Source organism: Pseudomonas cuatrocienegasensis, from assembly GCF_900110925.1.
Classification (GTDB): Bacteria; Pseudomonadota; Gammaproteobacteria; order Pseudomonadales; family Pseudomonadaceae; genus Aquipseudomonas; species Aquipseudomonas cuatrocienegasensis.
The window spans coordinates 304,578-322,876 of sequence record NZ_FOFP01000004.1 but is presented as its reverse complement, the minus strand read 5'-3'; the positions used below and the strand labels follow the sequence as shown (position 1 = coordinate 322,876).

12 protein-coding genes are annotated in these 18,299 nt (G+C 65.4%); 1 reads left to right on the top strand and 11 read right to left on the bottom strand.

Annotated elements, in window-relative coordinates; translation table 11 throughout:
• Positions 1-19: 19 nt before the first annotated feature.
• The 6 genes from putP to BMW49_RS08405 all read right to left on the bottom strand — a co-directional run bounded on the left by putP (position 20) and on the right by BMW49_RS08405 (position 10,787).
• Positions 20-1,507, bottom strand: a complete 1,488-nt coding sequence (putP, locus tag BMW49_RS08430; RefSeq protein ID WP_069520671.1) for a sodium/proline symporter PutP — start codon at positions 1,505-1,507, stop codon at positions 20-22.
• 238 nt (positions 1,508-1,745) lie between these two features.
• The gene (gene putA / locus BMW49_RS08425) at positions 1,746-4,925 is read right to left on the bottom strand and encodes a bifunctional proline dehydrogenase/L-glutamate gamma-semialdehyde dehydrogenase PutA (protein WP_069520762.1); all 3,180 of its coding nucleotides are present in this window, start codon (positions 4,923-4,925) and stop codon (positions 1,746-1,748) included.
• A 450-nt stretch (positions 4,926-5,375) separates the two neighbouring features.
• Positions 5,376-6,326, bottom strand: a complete 951-nt coding sequence (locus BMW49_RS08420; protein WP_069520673.1) for a class I SAM-dependent methyltransferase — start codon at positions 6,324-6,326, stop codon at positions 5,376-5,378.
• 276 nt (positions 6,327-6,602) lie between these two features.
• Entirely contained in the window at positions 6,603-7,673 is a 1,071-nt protein-coding gene (locus tag BMW49_RS08415) for a lipocalin-like domain-containing protein (protein ID WP_069520675.1), read from the bottom strand.
• On the bottom strand, positions 7,663-10,122 hold the full coding sequence (locus tag BMW49_RS08410; RefSeq protein WP_069520677.1) for an ABC transporter permease: 2,460 nt from the start codon (positions 10,120-10,122) through the stop codon (positions 7,663-7,665). The genes BMW49_RS08415 and BMW49_RS08410 overlap by 11 nt, the downstream gene beginning before the upstream one ends.
• On the bottom strand, positions 10,122-10,787 hold the full coding sequence (locus BMW49_RS08405; protein ID WP_069520679.1) for an ABC transporter ATP-binding protein: 666 nt from the start codon (positions 10,785-10,787) through the stop codon (positions 10,122-10,124). The genes BMW49_RS08410 and BMW49_RS08405 overlap by 1 nt, the downstream gene beginning before the upstream one ends.
• A 199-nt stretch (positions 10,788-10,986) precedes the next feature.
• Here BMW49_RS08405 and BMW49_RS08400 point away from each other — a divergent pair, with 199 nt between their 5' ends.
• A complete protein-coding gene (locus BMW49_RS08400; protein WP_069520681.1) occupies positions 10,987-12,897 on the top strand; it encodes a DEAD/DEAH box helicase in 1,911 nt (636 codons plus the stop codon).
• Position 12,898: 1 nt separating this feature from the next.
• Here BMW49_RS08400 and BMW49_RS08395 read toward each other — a convergent pair whose 3' ends face one another.
• From BMW49_RS08395 to BMW49_RS08375, 5 genes are all read right to left on the bottom strand, one after another.
• Positions 12,899-13,318 carry a group I truncated hemoglobin gene (locus BMW49_RS08395; RefSeq protein ID WP_069520683.1) on the bottom strand — a complete coding sequence of 140 codons (420 nt, stop codon included), beginning with the start codon at positions 13,316-13,318 and terminating at the stop codon, positions 12,899-12,901.
• A 1-nt stretch (position 13,319) separates the two neighbouring features.
• Positions 13,320-14,180, bottom strand: coding sequence for a DUF3034 family protein (locus tag BMW49_RS08390; RefSeq protein ID WP_069520685.1), 861 nt, complete (start codon positions 14,178-14,180; stop codon positions 13,320-13,322).
• A 3-nt stretch (positions 14,181-14,183) separates the two neighbouring features.
• Positions 14,184-16,523: a putative bifunctional diguanylate cyclase/phosphodiesterase gene (locus tag BMW49_RS08385; protein ID WP_244168320.1), complete on the bottom strand. Its 2,340-nt coding sequence runs from the start codon at positions 16,521-16,523 to the stop codon at positions 14,184-14,186.
• On the bottom strand, positions 16,513-17,196 hold the full coding sequence (locus BMW49_RS08380; RefSeq protein WP_069520689.1) for a methylamine utilization protein: 684 nt from the start codon (positions 17,194-17,196) through the stop codon (positions 16,513-16,515). The genes BMW49_RS08385 and BMW49_RS08380 overlap by 11 nt, the downstream gene beginning before the upstream one ends.
• A gap of 162 nt (positions 17,197-17,358) precedes the next feature.
• Positions 17,359-18,111, bottom strand: a complete 753-nt coding sequence (locus BMW49_RS08375) for a helix-turn-helix domain-containing protein (protein ID WP_069520691.1) — start codon at positions 18,109-18,111, stop codon at positions 17,359-17,361.
• Between the last annotated feature and the right edge of the window lie 188 nt (positions 18,112-18,299).

Genomic DNA, 18,299 nt, shown 5'->3' with positions numbered 1-18,299 from the left:
CTGGAGAAACGTCAGGCCATCAGATGGCCTGGTATTCCTTCTCGGCGGTTTCGAAGCGTTTGATCATGCTCGCCGATGGGCCATTGCCGATGCGGCTGAACACCAGGATGGCGATGGTGGCGAAGATAAAGCCCGGGATGATTTCGTACAGGCCCAGGTGGCCGAGGAAGTTCTTCCACAGGATCACGGTGAAGGCACCGACCAGCATGCCGGCCAGGGCGCCGTTGCGGGTCATCTGCTTCCACACCAGCGAGAGGATTACCACCGGCCCGAAGGCAGCACCGAAGCCTGCCCAGGCGTAGGACACCAGGCCCAGTACGCGGTTTTCCGGGTTGGCAGCCAGCAGAATCGCCACCACGGCAATCAGCAGGACCATGGCGCGACCGACCCACACCAGCTCGGACTGCGAGGCGTCCTTACGCAGGAAGGCCTTGTAGAAGTCCTCGGTCAGGGCGCTGGAGCAGACCAGCAACTGGCAGCTCAGGGTGCTCATCACCGCCGCCAGGATAGCGGACAGCAGGATGCCGGCGATCCACGGGTTGAACAGCAGCTTGGCCAGTTCGATAAATACCCGCTCCGGGTTCTCGGTTACCGGCCCGGCGACTTCCGGGTGCGCCGCGAAGTAGGCGATACCGAAGAAACCAACCGCTACAGCACCCGCCAGGGTGAGGATCATCCAGGTCATGGAGATACGCCGTGCAGCCGGGATCGACTTGGCCGAATCCGCCGCCATAAAGCGCGCGAGGATGTGCGGCTGGCCGAAGTAGCCCAGGCCCCAGGCCAGCAGCGAGATCACGCCGACGAAGGTCACGCCCTTGAGCATGTCGAAGTTGGTCGCGTCCTGCAGCTCGATGGCGGCGAAGGTCGCGTCTGCACCGCCGGTGGCGATCATCACCACGACCGGCGTGAGGATCAGGGCGAAGATCATCAGCGTCGCTTGCACGGTGTCGGTCCAGCTCACGGCCAGAAAGCCACCGATAAAGGTGTAAACGATGGTCGCTGCCGCACCGGCCCACAGCGCGGTGCTGTAGGACATGCCGAAGGTGCTTTCGAACAGCCGCGCACCGGCCACCACGCCCGAGGCACAGTAGATGGTGAAGAACACCAGAATCACCAGGGCGGAGAAGATGCGCAGCACGCGGCTGCTGTCTTCAAAGCGGTGGGTGAAGTAATCCGGCAGGGTCAGGGCGTTGCCGTTGTGCTCGGTCTGCACGCGCAGACGACCGGCGACAAACAGCCAGTTGAGGTAGGCACCGACGATCAGGCCGATGGCGATCCAGCCCTCGGACAGACCGGACAGGTAGACAGCGCCTGGCAGGCCCATCAGCAGCCAGCCGCTCATGTCAGAGGCCCCAGCCGACAACGCGGTGACGAAGCTGCCGAGGCTGCGGCCACCTAAGATGTAGTCGGACAGGTTTTTGGTGCGCATGTAGGCGAACAGGCCGATCAGCACCATGAGTGCGATGTACACCACGAAGGTGACAAGCATTGGGGTATTTGCAGTCATCTGGGGAGCTCCCCTCTCGATTGTTTTTTTAATAGGCAACGGGGATGGGCCCGTGCCCTGCGTGGCAGATCACGCCCGCTTGTGACGGACGCTGGCGGCGGAGCATACAGCGCCGATCCCATTGAGTGCAGTGCCAGACTGCCCATTGGTGACCGATGTTGCCTCCACACACGGGGCTATAAACACCCCAAAGCAACAACGGGCGGCTGCCTTGCGACAACCGCCCGTTGGGTTCAACTCAGTCTGCGTCGGCCAGCGACAACAGCGAGGCATTACCACCCACGGCGGTGGTATTCACCGAGGTGGTGCGCTCGTTGGCAAAGCGCAACAGGTAGCTCTGCCCGCCCGCCTTCGGCCCGGTGCCGGAGAGGCCACAACCGCCAAACGGCTGCACACCGACCACCGCACCGATCTGGTTGCGGTTGACATACAGGTTGCCGACCCGCGCCAGCGCTTCGATGCGTTTGGCGGTTTCTTCGTTGCGCGTGTGCACACCCAGGGTCAGGCCATAGCCGGTGGCGTTGATCGCTGCGACCACCTGCTCCAGCTCGCTGGCTTCGAAGGTGACCAGGTGCAGGATGGGGCCGAAGTGCTCTTTATTCAGCTCGTGGATGCCACCGATCTGGAACGCCACCGGGGCGATGAAATGCCCGTCCAGATCCGCCGGCAGGGCCGCTTCGGCAATCAGCTTGCCCTCGCCCTTGAGTTTCTCGATATGCGCCAGCAGGCCAGCACGGGCCTCACTGTCGATCACCGGGCCGATGTCGTTTTCGCGCACATGAGTCGGGCCGATTTTCAGTTCGGCCATGGCGCCCTTGAGCAGGTCGATGACCCGATCGGCAATGTCGCGCTGCACATAGAGCACGCGCAGGGCCGAGCAACGCTGACCGGCACTGGTGAAGGCCGAACCGACGGCATCCTTGATCACCTGCTCGGGCAGTGCGGTGGAGTCGACGATCATCGCGTTCTGCCCGCCGGTCTCGGCGATCAGTGCGGCAATCGGGCCATCTTTCTCGGCCAGTTGGCGGTTGATGATGCGCGCGGTGTCGGTCGAACCGGTGAAGCACACCCCGGCCAGACGCGCATCGCGGCAGAACACGCCACCCAGGGTGGCACCGTCACCGGGCAGGAAGGCGATCACGTCCTGCGGCAGGCCGGCTTCGAACATCAGCTCCAGGGCGCGGGCGGCGATCAGGCTGGTCTGCTCGGCCGGCTTGGCCAATACGCAGTTACCGGCCACCAGGGCGGCGACGATCTGCCCCAGGTAGATGGCCAGCGGGAAGTTCCACGGGCTGACGCAAGCGAAGATGCCGCGGCCTTCGTGGAACAGCTCGTTGCGCTCGCCGGTCGGCCCGACCAGCTCTTCGCGGCCCAGACGCAGACGCGCCTGCTGCGCGTAGTAACGGCAGAAGTCCACGGCTTCGCGCACTTCGTCGATGCCGTCCTGCAAGGTCTTACCGGCTTCCAGGGTGCACAGCGCCATCAGCTCGGCGCGGTGGCTTTCCAGCAGATCGGCCAGGCGCTCGAGCACACTGGCGCGGCTGTCGATGGCGGTGGCGTTCCAACGTGGCCAGGCAGCGGCCAGGCTGTTCATCGCCTCAACGGCCTGTTCTGCACTGGCGTACTGCACGCTGCCAACAACCTTGCTCAGCTCGAACGGGCAGGTCACCGACTGGGCGCTGCCACTCAGGCGCTGGCCGTTGATAACCGGTGCGGCGGACCACTGGCGGGACAGGTGCGGCTGGTAGGCGAGCTCAAGCTCAGCCCAGGTTTGCTGGATGTTCATGTTCAGGCCTTGGGAGTTTTTTCGCGCACTGCCAAACAGCGCAGGCGGCAGTGGAATTTTGTCGTTGCTGAGGCTGGCGAACTCGCGCAGCTGCGTCACCGGGTGTTCGAGCAGGGACTCGATCGGCGTGGCAGGGTCAACCAACTGGTGCACGAACGAGGAGTTGGCGCCGTTTTCCAGCAGGCGCCGCACCAGGTAGGGCAGCAGGTCTTTGTGCGCGCCCACCGGGGCATAGATGCGCACGGTTTTGCCGTGCTTCTCCAGCACCGTGTCATAGAGCGCATCGCCCATGCCGTGCAGGCGCTGGAACTCGAACTCACGCGGCGACGACTGCTCGGCGGCCAGCGCCAGGATGCAGCTCACGGTCTGCGCGTTGTGGCTGGCAAACTGCGGGTAGATCACCCCGCGGGTGAAGTCCGAGAGCAAGAAGCGCGCGCAGGCCAGGTAAGAGGTATCGGTGGCTTCCTTGCGGGTGAACACCGGGTAGCCGTCCAGGCCCTGGACCTGGCTCTGTTTGATCTCGGTGTCCCAGTAAGCGCCCTTGACCAGGCGCAACGGCATCTTCTCGCCCAGCTCCTTGCCCAGCAGGGTCAGCCATACCAGCACCGGCAGGCAGCGCTTGGAGTACGCCTGGATCACCAGGCCGAACTCACCCCAGCCTTGCAGGGCCGGGTCGCGCATCAGCTTTTCGTACAGCTCCAGCGACAGCTCCAGGCGGTCAGCTTCCTCGGCGTCCACCGAGATGCCGACGTTCAAGCTGCGCGCCAGCACCGCCAGCTCACGCACGGTGGCGAACAGCTCGCTGAGCACGCGCTCGCGCTGGGCCACTTCATAACGCGGGTGCAGCGCCGACAGTTTGATCGAGATCGACGGGCGCGGCCCCGGCCCGACCTGGGGCTCGGCGCCCACGGTCTCGATGGCCTTGCGGTAATCGGCCAGGTACTTATCGGCGTCGGCGGCGGTGAGTGCCGCTTCGCCGAGCATGTCGAAGGAATAGGTGTAGCCCTTCTCGCGCTCGCCGCGACCGTTCTTCAACGCCTCGCTGATGTTGCGGCCGAGCACGAACTGCTTGCCCATCAACTTCATGGCCTGGTTCATCGCGGCGCGGATCACCGGCTCGCCGGAACGCTGGATCAGCTTGCCAAGAATGTTCTTCGGCCGGCCGTCGGTGGTTTGCGGGTCGACCACCTTACCGGTCATCACCAGGCCCCAAGCGGCGAAGTTGACCAGCACGCTGTCGCTCTTGCCCAGGTGGCGTTCCCACTCGGCGGCACTGAGTTTGTCGCGGATCAGCGCATCGGCGGTGGCGGCATCCGGCACGCGCAGCAGCGCTTCGGCCAGGCACATAAGCATCAGCCCTTCCTGGGTGTCGAGGCTGTACTGGCGCAGCAGGGCATCGAGGGTATCGACCGCATTGTCACGGCTGCGCACATCCTCGATCAGCGCGCGCGCGCCTTGGCGAATGCTCGCGATACCGGCTTCACCAGGGTCGGCGAGCTGCAGCAGTTCGTTGAGATAGGCTGCCTCGTCAACGCTGTAGTTGGCGCTGATGACAGGGAAAAAATCGGCGGCCTTGGCGGCGGAGATCCGGTCAAGGAACTCGGCCTGCAAGACGTGACTGGCTTTAAACATCACGCCCATCCTCATGGTGGAGACAGATTGTTATAGGTATAGGAGCCTGTTGGGCGCTGCGCTGCTCTGCGGCGCCACGACCCGACAGGCTCCACACCCAATGCCGCCGTGGTGCCCAGGTGAATACCGGACACACGCCGATACACCGGGCGAGTGGTTAAGCCAATCTAGTGGCACGGGCATGACAACTTCTTGCGCAAAGCTCTGGAGTTTTTACAGAAAACTCCAGGCGTAGGGAGGGCTATGTTCCCGGTACGTATTTGTTGCGCGGCGTCGAGGCTTCTCGTAGGAGCCGCGCCTCGCGGCGAATAGCGGCCATTCAGCGCTATCACAGATCGCCCCGCAAGCTTCGCGCCGGGGGGGCGCTCCTAGAGACGTTGCCTTATGACCTGCGTGCGGCTGCAACTGCCACATTGCCTTAGGCCCAGGCACCACCTAATAACAGCGCACTCACTCAGCCGTCGCGACATGGCGGAACACCAGGGCCTTGAGGCCGCCACCCGGCTCGGCATCGGGGAATTCCGGCGGGTTGGCCAGGCGCTCGACAAACTGCAGCGCCGGCGCCTCGGCAGCCATGCCAGCGAGCAGGAAATCGGCGCCGATGCCGGGATCATTGCAGCAGGCCAGCACCTGCCCGCCCGCCGCGACCAGCTCCGGCAGACGGCGCAACACACGGGCGTAATCCTGAGTGAGGATGAAGCTGCCCTTCTGGAAGGTCGGCGGGTCGATGATCACCAGGTCATAGGGGCCGAGTTTCTTCACCTTGCCCCAGGACTTGAACAGCTCGTGGGGCAGAAAGCCGACTTTGCTCAGGTCATGGCCATTAAGCCGGTGGTTATCGCGACCCCGGCTGAGCGCGGCGCTGGCCATGTCCAGGTTGACCACCCGCGCTGCACCACCAGCCAAGGCGGCGACCGAGAAGCCGCAGGTGTAGGCGAACAGGTTGAGCACCCGTTGCCCGGCGGCCTGCTCGCGGACCCAGCGACGACCGTAACGCATGTCGAGAAACAGCCCGCTGTTCTGCTTGCGGCCCAGGTCGAGCTGGTAGCGCAGGCCATCTTCTGTGACCACACAACCGTCGCGCGGCTCGCCCAGCAGCCACTGGGCCGGCGCATCCGCCTGGTAACGGTGCTGAATCAAGATTGCCTGACCCGCCGCCTGCTGCCAGGCAGCGCTGGCCGCCACCTGGCGCAATACGGTTTCCAGGCCGGCCTGCTCGGCCGGCTCAGGCGCGCGAAACAGGGTCACCAGCAACACGCCCTGCAGCCAGTCCACGGACAGCTGTTCCAACCCCGGCCAGCAACGCCCGCGCCCGTGCAGCAGGCGGCGCAGCTCGGTTGGCGCAGGATCGAGAGCCTGCAGCAGGTGCTGCTGCAAGGCGGCAAGGGCGGTCGGGGTCATCGGGTATCTGCCGGCAAAAAACGAGGGATTGTAAGGTCTATGTCCCCAAACCGTGTTGCAACCTCAAATCGGCTTGTGTAGGAGCGAATTTATTCGCGATTGACCTTGATAACGCTGAAGGTGTCGCGACTAAAGCGCAGCACCGCCCAGCCACTGCCACGCACCAACATTTCATGGTCGACGCGACGCAAGCCCTTATTCACGAAGCTCGCGACACCATCGCGAATAAATTCGCTCCTACAACAGCCATTCGGGTATCGCCCATTACAGGGTTGCTCAGTAGCCAGTCATCTCCAGATAGCCACGCCCGCCCGGCTGGCCGTGCAGGCGCACAGGGCCTTCCCAATAGGGGAAGGCGGTGCCCATCCAGGCGTTGGGTTCGATGGCGTCGACCTCGACATCGACGCCGTGCTCGGCCACCTGCACGCGCCAGCGGGTAGGCACCTGCTGGCCGCCGGCCTGGCGGGTGTGGGCCAGAGGTTGCAGGCTGATCTGCTCGCCGCGCAAGGCCTGCGCCTGGCCAGTGGCGCTGATCCAGGTGCCGGCGCGGTAATGCGCGCCATCGGCCTGGCGCACCTGGAACAGCATCAGCTTGGCGCCGTCGGCCAGGTGCAGGGAAAACCAGTCCCAGCCCTGTTGATCCGCGGCCAGAGGCTGGCTGCTCCACTCGCGGTCGAGCCAGGCCTGGCCGTGCACCGGGTAACGCTGGCCATCCACTTCGACCTGCCCTTCCACGCGCAAAAACGGCAGGCTGTAGTAGTACGAGGCCTGGCCCTTACCGGATTTCTCGCTGTAACCCTGGTCGCCATGCAGTACCCGTGGCCCCTCGCTGTGCAGGCGCAGGTCGTAGCTGAACGCCTCGCCATGCGCCTGCATGCGCAGCAGCGGCTGCGTACCCGACTCGGCGCGCAGCGACCAGTCATCGATCCAGGCACTGAACGGCTCGGCCACCACCCCGGCCTGGCCGATGCCGCCCCGGGCCAGGCGTTCGGCATGCTGATGGCCAAAGGGGCTGGTCAGCCCGGCGTGGCCCATCCACAGGTTGGGACTTTGCCACCCCACCTGCTCCGGGCCGGGGCGTAGCGCCGAGCGAAACAGCGTCCATTGCACGCCCCACTCGCGGCCCTGGGCATCGGTCAGGTTCGCGGTGACGTACCACCACTCGATGCGATAGCCATCATGTGCGCCTTCATCCAGCGGAAACACCAGCGGCCGGCCGCGCTCGACCTGGGCGAAATCCGCCGCATCCTGGCCCAGCCCGGCAAAGCCGTTACTCGGCGCCGGCGCCTGTTCACAGGCCGCCAGCAGGCAGGCGAGCATGACCAGAATCAGTCGGCTAGCGCTCATGGGCAAAGGTCCTCAGCAAATCCGCCGGTTGGCGCCGCGCCAGTTGCCAGAGCGGGCCGCTGGCGGCCAACAGGCTGCTGCACAGGCCGAGGGCGGCGAGGTTGAGCAACTGACCGGGAAATATATACAGCGGCAAGCGCCAGCCAAACGCCTGGACATTCACCACCGCCACCAGGCAGTACGCCAGCAGCACGCCCAGCGGCATCGCCAGCAGCACGGTCAAGCCGGCCAGCAGCAAGGTCTGGCCCAGGCTCAGGCCGGCCAATTGACGCCGCCCCAAGCCCAGCGCCCAGAGCGGCGCCAGTTGGCCGAGGCGGCTGTGGCCCAGGGTCAGCAGGCTGATAAAAAGGGCGATGCCGGCCACACCCAGGGTCAGGCTGTTGAGCGCGGCGGTAGCGGCAAAGGTGCGTTCGAACACCTGATTCGACCAGGCCTTGAGCCCGGCCTGATCGATCACCCGCACCCCGGCATCGGCATACGCGGCCTCCAGCCAGGCCTGAACCGCCTCACCGCGCGACGGCGCCAGGTGCACCGCCAGGCTGCCAAGGGTCGCCTCGGGCCAGGCGCGGCGCAGCCAATCGGCGGCCACCAGCGCCTGGCCCTTGGGGTTGCCGTAGTCGGCATACAGTGCCACCACGGGCAACGCCTGCTCACCGCTGGGCGCTGGCAGGGTCAAGCGCTCGCCCAACCGCAGGTTCAGGCGTCGAGCCAGTTGCTCGCTGAGCATCACCCCTTGCCCGGCGGCCAGTTGCGCCCAGGCATCGGCCTGCTGCTCCAGCAGGGGCCAGCCTTCGCGGTAGTGCGGGTCATCGACGATGCCCTGCAGTTGCACCGGCCAGCCTTGCAGACGGGTGTCGAGGGTCCAGTTCGGCAACAGCGCCTCGACGCCCGGCTGCGCCGCCAGGGCATCCATCACGAGCTGGGTCTGTGTGGTATTCGGCGCCGAGACATAGAGATCAGCAGCCAGGCGCTGGTCCAGCCAGCCACTGAACGTCAGCCGAAAGCCCTGGGTCATGCTGCCCACCCCAACACTCGCCGCCAACGCCAGCAACAACGCCATCAAGGCCAGGGACAACGCCGGCAATTGCTGGCGGCTGTCGGCGATAAACCACTCGCTCAACGGCCCCCGGCAACGCCGCGCCAGCAGGGCCAACGCGCCATCGAGCAAGGCCGGCAGCAGCAGCGCGGCGGCCAACAACAGGCTGGCCATCAACACAAAGGCGCTGACCAGGCTGTCGCCCAAACCCCAGCAAATCGCCGCTAAAACCAGCAACCCCAGCGCCAGCAGCGCTTGCCCACGCAGCCAGCGGCTCTGCGCCTGGCGCCAGGCTTGAGGCTGGGCCAAGGCCAGCAGCGGCAAACGCGCGGCGCGCACCAGGCTGCTAAGCCCCGCCAGCAAGGCGCCGAGCAGACTGATGGCGACCCCGGCAAGCCACCAGATGGCCGGCAAACTGAGCTGACCGGCGACTTCGGCGCCATACAAACCGCGCAGGCTGGCGGACACATCGGCAAGCAGCAGGCTGGCAATCAGGTAACCGCTGGCCACACCCAGCACACCGCTGAGCACGGCGAACAGACCCAGCTCCAGGGTCAGCGCCGCCAACAGCGTCGCCAGGCCCACACCACAGGCGCGCAGGGTGCGCAGCAGCGCACGGCGTTGTTCCAGGGCCAGGCCGATGGCGGCATGCACGATAAACAGGCCGACGATAAACGCCAGCAGCCCCAGGGCCGTGAGGTTAAGGTGGAAGCTGTCGGTCAGGCGTTGCAGGTCATCGGCGCCCTCAGCCGGCTGCACACGCAAGCGATCGGCCAATTCGGCCGGCAGTGTCGGTTCAGCCGTACCCGCCAGCAGCAAACGCGACATCTGCTCCGGCACCTGCAACAACGCCTGGGCCTGGGCGATATCGACCACCACCACGCCAGGGGCCAGTTGCGCCTGCTCGACCAGCGGCGGCAACTGCAGGCCCTCGCTCAGCGGCATTGTCTCCCCTAGGGGCAAGCCAAGGCGCTGACGGGTGTCCGGGGCGATCCAGGCCTGGCCAGGCTTGCCGATAAACGCCAGCAGATCGACACCCTCTCCCGGCTGTCCGGCCACCTGGCTGCCGGCCGGCAAGCTCAACGGTTCGATACCGATGACCTGCAAGGTGCCACCCGCCTCGCCCGGCAGGCGCAGGCGTCCCTCCAGCAGCGGGGTGACCGCCCAGCCGGCGCGGCGCAAGGTGACGTAATCCGCTTGTGCCAGGTACTGGCCTTGGCGCGGCAACACCTGCGCCTGGGCCGGGGTGGCGAGCACCGCGCTGGCCCGTGCGTAATCGGCCCGCGCCTGGCTGTTGAGCGCCTGCACGCCGGTCCACAGCGCGGTGGCCAGCCATAGGCCGGTGAGGATGCTCGCGCCCTGCAGCGGGTGGCGCCGCCAGTGGCTGAGCAACGCCAGCAGGCACAGGCGCATCACTCGCTGACCGCCGCCACGCGGCCGTGGTGCAGTACCAGCCGGCGGTCCAGGCGTGCTGCCAGGCGCTCACTGTGGGTGACCATCAACAGGCTGCAGCCCAGCTCGCCGACCAGTTGCAGAAGCAGCGCCAGCACCGCTTCGCTGCTCGCCTCATCCAGGCTGCCGGTGGGTTCGTCGGCCAGCAGCAACGGCGGCCGCGAGGCCAGCGCCCGACCAATCGCCACGCGCTGTTGCTGGCCGCCCGAAAGTTGCTCGGGGTAGCGCGTCAGCAACGCCTGCAAGCCCAGGCGCTCGGCCAGGTGCGTGACCCAGGCAGGGTCGTAGCGCCCGGCCAGGCGCGCCTGGAAGGCCAGGTTGGCGGCCACGTCCAGGCTGCTGATCAGGTTGTACTGCTGAAACACCAGGCCGATGCCTTCACGCCGCCAGCGTGCCAGGTCGGCTTCACGGCGGTCGGCCAGGGCCACGCCCTCGACCAGAATGCGCCCGCTGTCGGCGCGCTCCAGGCCGGCGAGCAAATGCAACAGCGTGCTCTTGCCGCTGCCGGACTCGCCCATCAGCGCCAGGCTGACGCCCGCCTCCAGGGTCAGGTCGATACCGCGCAACACCGCCAGATGGCCCTGGGCGGTGACAAAGCTCTTGTGCAGGTTTTCAACCACCAGCATGGCAATGCCTCGGTTCACTTATCGGCCGGTTTTATCCGGATGCAGGCACCATACAGGTAAGCATGAGAGCACCAAAGCGGCATCGCACACAGCACCGTCAGGCCGAAAAACGCCCTACTCGACGAGCGCCCTGCTAAGCTTCGCGACCTCCAAAAAAGTGCTTGGCATTCAACGGCCTGGCATAGATTCAGGGTATTCGATGTTTGCCAAGCTCGCGCAGTATCGGCAGCGCCTCAGGGGCGTGCTGATGCGCTATTTCCCGCGTACCGCCGCCTACCTCAGCGAGGCTGGCTTACGCCATCCGCAGGGTGCTGCATCAGCCAAACCCGCCCAGGCAAAAGCGCCACGCAGCCGTGCTAAAGCAAACAACGGTGCCGCAGGCGCGCAGCCCCCGGGTAAAAAGGCGCGCACAGCCAGCGCACTCCCGCGCATCAGCGACACCCAGCGCACAGCCATGCGTGAGCGGGTAGCGGCGGCTGTAGCGGCAGGTGTGGTCAGCCCGCCCTCGGACGAGCAATGGGCGATGATCCTCGCCCCCGACCCGCTGACGCGCATCTTCGCTGGTGCCGGCTCGGGTAAATCGACGACCCTGGTACTGCGTGTGGTGTTTATGCTCTGCCACCTGGGTATCGAACCGGGCCGCTTGACGGTGATCTCCTTCACCAACGCCTCCTGCGCACAGTTGCGCGAACAACTGCGTAAAGTCCTCGCCCACTGGCAGTACCCCTTCGATGCCAGTCAGGCACGTCAATGCGTACGCACCTTCCACGCCGCGATGGCGCAGCAGGCGCGTATTCTGCTGCCCGCGGCGCGCTGGTTCGAGCAACTCGGCGCGCCCGGCAAGGGCGACGATGAACCCGACACGCCGCTGGGCGCGCGCCTGCGCACGCCGCAGCAACAGCTGCTGCGCCAGGTCTACGCCCAGTGTTATGCCGAGCAGCCGGCGTTCCGCTCGCGGGTGCATGAGCTGCTCAACTTGCCACCGGTCGACACGGCTGACGAGCGGCCCTTGCCCAATGCGCCCATGACGCCCTACACCCTGGCCGGCGAATTCAGCGCCGCGCCGCTGTACGAGGTGTTCCATGCCCAGGCGGACTTTATCGAGAGCATCGGCCTGCGCCTGGACCGGCTGAATGCCCAAGCCGTACCCGCCGCCCCGCGCGAACGGGTGTTTATCCAGGCACTGGTGCTGTTTCGCCAAGCCTTCGACACCCACCTGCAGGCCCAGGGCCTGATGACCTTCAACAGCGCCTTCCAGCGCCTGACCGAGCATCTGGCCGCAGGCGAAGTGCAGCCCGAGGCCGTGGCGCCGCTGGAACACCTGCTGATCGATGAATTTCAAGACATATCGCCGCAAATTGTGCAGTGGCTACAAGCCGTGCGCCAGGCGCTGGCCCAGGGCAAACGCGGCAGTTCGCTGATGGCCATCGGCGACGACTGGCAGTCGATCTACGGCTGGCGTGGCAGTTCACCCGAGCTGTTCGTCGACTTCGACCGGCACTTCCCCACACCCGGCAAACGCCGCCCTAGCGCCTGCCTGATGCTGACCACCAACTACCGCAGCATCGAGCCGATCATCCGCGATGGCGAACGGGTGCTGCGCGCGGTGCAGCAGATGCAGGCCAAGACCTGCGAGGCCTTCCGCGCCACCGGCAAGGGCGAACATGGCGTACGGGTGATCAGCGGCTTCGACCTGAATAGCCAGTTGCCGCAGTTGCTCACGCACCTGCAAACCCTATGCGCCGAAGTCAGCGCCCGTCCGGATGCCGACCGCACGCCCGTGCTGTTGCTGAGTCGGCGCAACGAAAGCCTGCGCCGGGTGCAAGCCGCCCTCGACAAACGCCTGCCGGTCAAAGCCTGCAGCATCCACCGGGCCAAGGGCCTGCAGGCCGAAGTGGCGGTGATCATCGACGACAGCCAGGCGATCCCGCCGCACCCGTTGCGCAACGCGCTCTACGCCCACAGCGGCTTCTTTCGCATCAGCTACGACGAGGCCATGCAGGACGAAAGCCTGCGCCTCGCCTACGTCGCCATCACCCGCGGAGTGAGCCGGGTGTTCTGGTACACGCGCACGCTGCAGGGCGCGCCCAAGGTGCTGGCGCAGCCCTGAGTCAGCGATCAATCACCTGCGCCCGCATCGGCGCCAGGCGCGCCAGCAGGCGGTTCTGTGCCGGGGTTGGCACGCCTTCGGCGTCCATGGCGTCCTGCAGATTTTCCACCAGGGCGTTGAAGTCGCTGGGGGTCAGGTGCTGGCCGGTGTGGCTTTCTTCCATGCTGTCGCCGGTGTAGGTGCAAGGCCCGCCTACCTCGACGCAGAGCTGCTCGACCAGCTTGTCGCGCAGGCGCACGATGTCGATGTTCTCGAAGTGCCGCACGATGCGCGGGTCCTGGGCGATGTTCAGCAGCATGCCTTCGACGATCCGGGTGATACCCGCCTGCTCGCCCAGGTCGCGGTAGAGCTGGTCATCCTTGGGCGGCTGCTGGGCGCAGCCGGCCAGAGCGATCAGGGCGAGCAGCAGCAACCGGCGCATCTCAGAAGCTCCCCTGTACGGACAGGTAGACACCATTCTGCTTATCCAATGTGGCGATCTCGCCCAGCCGCGCATAGGCAAGCACCAGGGCGAGGTTCTTGTTCGGGAAATAGCCAACGAACAGATCGGCCCAGTCGCTCTCCCCGGCAAAACTGAGGTTGTCGGGCTTTTCCCGGTACTCCACGCCCACCGCCCAGTAGCGGTCGAGCAACACGGCCACCGAGCCTTCCTTGAGCACGGAATGGCGATCCCGGCGATCCCCTCCGAAGCCCAGCAACCCCAGCTCATTGGCCCGGCTGTAACGCAGCCCGCCATTGAGCAGCAGGTTGTAGCCAAAGGCGCCACCCAGGATCAGCCGGCTGGCGGTCAGGTAACCTTCGCTGTCTTCGCTACGCTGGGCACCGACCAGGCTAGGGATCAGAAAATCCTTTTGCCGCTTGTGTTGCAGCCCCAGCGACACCTGGGGCAGACGGTCGTAGATAAGGTCGCCAAACAGCCGTACCTTGAGCCCGAAGATATCCTGGCTCAGGCTGTTCTCCGGCAGGTTGAGCCCGCGCGCCAGGTTGCCCAGGTCGAAGCGCTGACGGGCGTAAGACAGCTCTACCCGGTTGTCGTAGGCGACGGCAACTCCGCCCGCATCCAGCCGGTAATCGCCGGTTTCCACACGTGTGGCGAATACATCAGCGCCCCACTCACCACGCTCACCGTAGCCGGCGAGCACCGCCCAGGGCGTGATACCGCCGCCGGCCGCACCCTCCAGGCTGGTCGCGCCGCCCGTGGCGAGCAAGCGGCCTTCAGCGGCCAATGCTGCGGCGGACCACAGGCCACAGAACAGGCTACCGAGAACAAACAGGCTACGCATAGCTCAGGACACCGTAGTCGCTGGGAAAACAGGGGGGCTGGCGACCCAGGCCTCGAACGCACTTGCGCTAAGTGGCCGGCTGATGAAGTAGCCCTGGGCCGTGTCGCAATGCCAACGCTGCAGTAAGCGCAGGCTACTTTCCAGCTCGACCCCTTCGGCCACCACGGTAAGCCCCAGGCTGTGGCTCATCTCGATGGTCGAACGCACGATCACCGCGTCTTCGCTGGTGTCACTCAGGTCGCGGATAAACGATTGGTCGATCTTCAACTCCTGCACCGGCATGCGTTTGAGCTGCGCCAGCGACGAATACCCCGTGCCGAAATCGTCCACCGACAAGCTGATACCGCACGCACGCAGGCCGTGCAGGACCTCCAGGGCAACGGCCGGGTTAAGCATCACCCCGCTTTCGGTAATCTCGAAGGTCAGTTGGTCCGCCGCTAGCTGGTACTTGACCAAAAGCTCGCGAACCCGAGCGGGCAGGTCTGGGTCGACCAGGTCCTGAGTCGAGATATTCAGCGACAGTTGCACCAGCAGGCCACGGTCATGCCACTCGCGCAACTGGCGCATCGCCTCTTCGATAACCCAGGCCGTGAGCGCCTGGATGCTGCCGGTACTTTCGGCCAGGGGGATGAATTCGCCCGGCGAGATCATCCCCAACTGCGGGTGCTGCCAGCGCAACAGCGCTTCGGCCTGATGCGTAGCGCAACCGCTGAGGCTCAGCTTGGGCTGGAAATTCAGCAACAGTTCGCCATGGGCGGTGGCGCGGCGCAGGTCACGGATCAGCCGCACCTGCCGCTCATGGGCAACATCGCGGCCACGCTGGTAAAGCTGCAGGCGCCCGGGCAGTTTTGCCGCATCGCCCATGGCGATGCTGGCACGGCGCAGCAATTCGTCGGCAGAGGTGCCGTTATCCGGGTACACGGCGATGCCAAGACTGCAGTCCATGGCGATATCCGCGATGCCGATCTGCAACGGTTTGATCAACAGTTGCTGGACCTGGTCGGCAATCGCCACGGCATTGTCACTGTCGGTGTTTTCCAGCAACAACAGGAATTCGTCGGCAATGATTCGCGCAATGCTGTCACCCGGGCGTAGCAGAGGTTGCAAGCGAGCGGTCATCTGCTGGATCGCCAGGTCGGCGCCACCCGGACCACAGCTTTCGCTGATCAGCCGCAGGTTGCCAATACCCAGGTACAGCAGGGCCGTAGGCCGCTCGGCGGTGATCGCGCTACCGAGCCGTTCGAGGGCCAGGTGACGATTGGGCAGGCCGGTGAGCGGATCATGCAGGGCGTTGTGCGCCAACTGTCGCTCGCGTTCGGCCAGGCCACTCTGCATCGCCACGAAGGCATTGGCCAGGCTGCCCAGCTCATCGCGGCGCTGCAGGTCGATCTGCCCGTCATAGTCGCCCTGGCCCACCCGCTCGGCCATGCGCGCCAGTTGCCGGACCGGCTGGGAAATGCTGCGCGCCAGCAACAGGGCACCGCCCAGCGAGGCCAGCAACGCGACCAGACTGATCAGCAGGGTGTGCTGGCCAAGCGGGGCAAACGCCGCCTCGGCACGGGTCAAGGAGCGGTGCAGCAGCGCCTGCACTTGAAACCCCTCGCCCTCGCTGAGCACCAGACGCTGCACCAGGTAGGTTTCCCCATATAGGCTCAGCAGGGAGTCCGGGGCGAACATTTCCTGGGCGGCTTCACGCCTCATTTCATCCTGGTCGCCGGCCTCCAGGGTGCTCACCCAAATATCCGCACGCGCGTCCTGCTCGCCGAGCAGCGTGAGGTCCAGGTGGGTGAGCTGCTGCAGCTCACGGGCGAACGACTGATCGATGGGAAAGCCCAGCACCAGCCGCGCAATCGGTAGCGGGGCGACGACGGTGGCCTGCACCAGCAGGTAGATCTGATCATGGATCGGCAGCATGAATACCTGTGCGCCGTCGTTGTGCAAGCGCGTCATCTGGGCGCTCAGGCGCTCGGCCAGCACACCGGCGACGTGCGCCTCGCTACTCACGGCAACCCCGCCATCGAGGTTGAACAACAGCATGATGCCGGCATTGATGCGGGCGCCGTGGTTGGCCAGGGCCGAGCGAATGGTCGCAGCATCCCCGCTGCCGACCGCATCCTTGAAACCGAAATCGGCGGCCAGCACCTGCGCGGCGTCATGCAGCTGACGGCCGCGCATATCAAGCAGTTGCTCGAATACCCGTGCGCCAACATCCAACTGTTCGCGCGCCTGGTTGCGCACCGCCACCGAGGTGGCCGCTTCTACGGCCAGGTACAGGGCACCGATCACCGCCAACAGCAGCATGATCAACACTGCGGCAATCCGCGCCTGGAAACTATTGCGCATCACGTAGCGCTTTCTTGAAAGCATCGCCAAAAGCGCTGGCTGGCGGTGTCGCCGCAGGGGCTTGAGTGCCCTGCAACGCGAGGCTGTAGCGCTGCTGGATCGGCTCGGTGCCGACGGTTAACGGTGCAGCCTCCTGCGGCAGCATCTGCGGAGTTTGCGGGTGCCACAGGGTTACCGCGTAACGCCCCGCCGGCAAAGACGCCAACGTCGCAACGCCCTGCGCGTCACTGACAGCAAAACGGGGGTCGTCCGTGATGTACACATAGCCAACCATCCAGTCATGGATATTGCAGCCCAGCACCACTACGCCGGGCTTGTCGAACACCACCGGTTCACTGGGCGTGCCTTGGTACAGGCGCAACTCGAAACGCTTGGCTGGCGAAAACGAGTAGACGTGATGGCGAATATTGTCGCTATTGGGAAAGCTCACCGCAGCGCCTGTGCGCACGGCCAGAACATTGGGTACGAACTGCTGAGCGAGCTGATCCATCACCGCCGGGGCGGCTGATGCGGCTTCATCGAGCGGGCCGCGCAGGGAAATGACCGCATTTTCCAGCGCTTGCCCACGCTCATCGACCAGTTCAGCCTGCAGACTGGCAGCAAGCAGGCTCGAAGCCTGCAGGCAGCAGACGAGCAGTGCCACCTGCGCAATGTAAAAAGAACAACTGGACATCGGCATCACTCATGCTCGGGCTCGCCGTACAGCCGGCCGCCAACCTGCGCCACGTAAGCGGCACCTCGCGCTCAAGAGTAGCCGGGAGAAACAGGGAAATCACGCTTTATGCAGCCACCTGAGGCCCATTGCCATCATTCATGGGCTGCCCGCTGGCGTGCCTCACAGCTGGCAGCGCAAGCGTTTGGGCGTTAGCCCCAGGTAACGGCGCATGGCGGTGGTCAGCGCACTCTGGCTGGAGAAGCCGCACTCCTCGGCAATGCGGATCAGCGGCAGCGGACTTTCGCGCAGCATGCGTGCAGCGCGGTCGAGGCGGGTCTTGAGCAGGTACTGGTGGGGCGTCAGGCCGACGCTGTCCTTGAACTGGGCATGGAAGTGGCTGGGGCTCAGGCAGGCGACCTGGGCCAACTCTGCCACGCTGATGCGCCGGGCCAGGTGCTCGGTGATATAGCGGTCGAGGCGCTCGATATTCAGCGCGCCCTGAGCACGCTGCGCCTGCTCGCCGAACAAGCGCAAGTGCAATGCCCGCAGCAACACGCCCCCGAGCGCGCGCGCCAGCAGCGGGTCGCTGCCATAACGCTCAAGCTCGGCCCCGGCGTAGCTGAGCAGGTGCTGAAAATCAGCATCGAGCTGCGGGTAGCGCGGGGTCTCGAACAAGTGGGTGAGCAGTGCCAGGTCGTCGCTGGAGGTGCCCTGTTCATCCAGGTCGATGATCAACATGCGGTTGTCGCCGACCCCGGCGAACTGATGGTCCGCATCGCCCGGCACCAGGCAGGCGCGCATGCGGCACACCTCGCCACCTCGACCGTTGACCTCGAACTCGGCGCGGCCGTTGATCGAGAGGATCAGTTGGTGATGGTCGTGGGTGTGTTCGTGGGCCTGGTCGTCCAGGCGCAGCAGACGGGCGTTGAGCATGGTGACAGCCACAAAGTGTGTTCGACCACGCACTGTAACTCGCCGCACGGCAAAACGGCACCCCGCACGATAAGCGCGATGACCAGTCGTCTGACCACACAAACCCAGTAACACGAGCGGGCGAGCAGGTGATTGAAAAACCTGTGGCCGGCCCCATGTTCCTCTCATCACGTCATCACAGGTGCTGC

What these genes read in the sequence shown, in the direction of transcription:
- BMW49_RS08385 (WP_244168320.1), bottom strand. Translation starts at nt 16,523, where the DNA reads ATGCGCAATAGTTTCCAGGCGCGGATTGCCGCAGTGTTGATCATGCTG.
- putP (WP_069520671.1), bottom strand. Translation starts at nt 1,507, where the DNA reads ATGACTGCAAATACCCCAATGCTTGTCACCTTCGTGGTGTACATCGCA.
- BMW49_RS08420 (WP_069520673.1), bottom strand. Translation starts at nt 6,326, where the DNA reads ATGACCCCGACCGCCCTTGCCGCCTTGCAGCAGCACCTGCTGCAGGCT.
- BMW49_RS08410 (WP_069520677.1), bottom strand. Translation starts at nt 10,122, where the DNA reads ATGCGCCTGTGCCTGCTGGCGTTGCTCAGCCACTGGCGGCGCCACCCG.
- BMW49_RS08380 (WP_069520689.1), bottom strand. Translation starts at nt 17,196, where the DNA reads ATGTCCAGTTGTTCTTTTTACATTGCGCAGGTGGCACTGCTCGTCTGC.
- BMW49_RS08405 (WP_069520679.1), bottom strand. Translation starts at nt 10,787, where the DNA reads ATGCTGGTGGTTGAAAACCTGCACAAGAGCTTTGTCACCGCCCAGGGC.
- putA (WP_069520762.1), bottom strand. Translation starts at nt 4,925, where the DNA reads ATGTTTAAAGCCAGTCACGTCTTGCAGGCCGAGTTCCTTGACCGGATC.
- BMW49_RS08395 (WP_069520683.1), bottom strand. Translation starts at nt 13,318, where the DNA reads ATGCGCCGGTTGCTGCTGCTCGCCCTGATCGCTCTGGCCGGCTGCGCC.
- BMW49_RS08375 (WP_069520691.1), bottom strand. Translation starts at nt 18,111, where the DNA reads ATGCTCAACGCCCGTCTGCTGCGCCTGGACGACCAGGCCCACGAACAC.
- BMW49_RS08390 (WP_069520685.1), bottom strand. Translation starts at nt 14,180, where the DNA reads ATGCGTAGCCTGTTTGTTCTCGGTAGCCTGTTCTGTGGCCTGTGGTCC.
- BMW49_RS08400 (WP_069520681.1), top strand. Translation starts at nt 10,987, where the DNA reads ATGTTTGCCAAGCTCGCGCAGTATCGGCAGCGCCTCAGGGGCGTGCTG.
- BMW49_RS08415 (WP_069520675.1), bottom strand. Translation starts at nt 7,673, where the DNA reads ATGAGCGCTAGCCGACTGATTCTGGTCATGCTCGCCTGCCTGCTGGCG.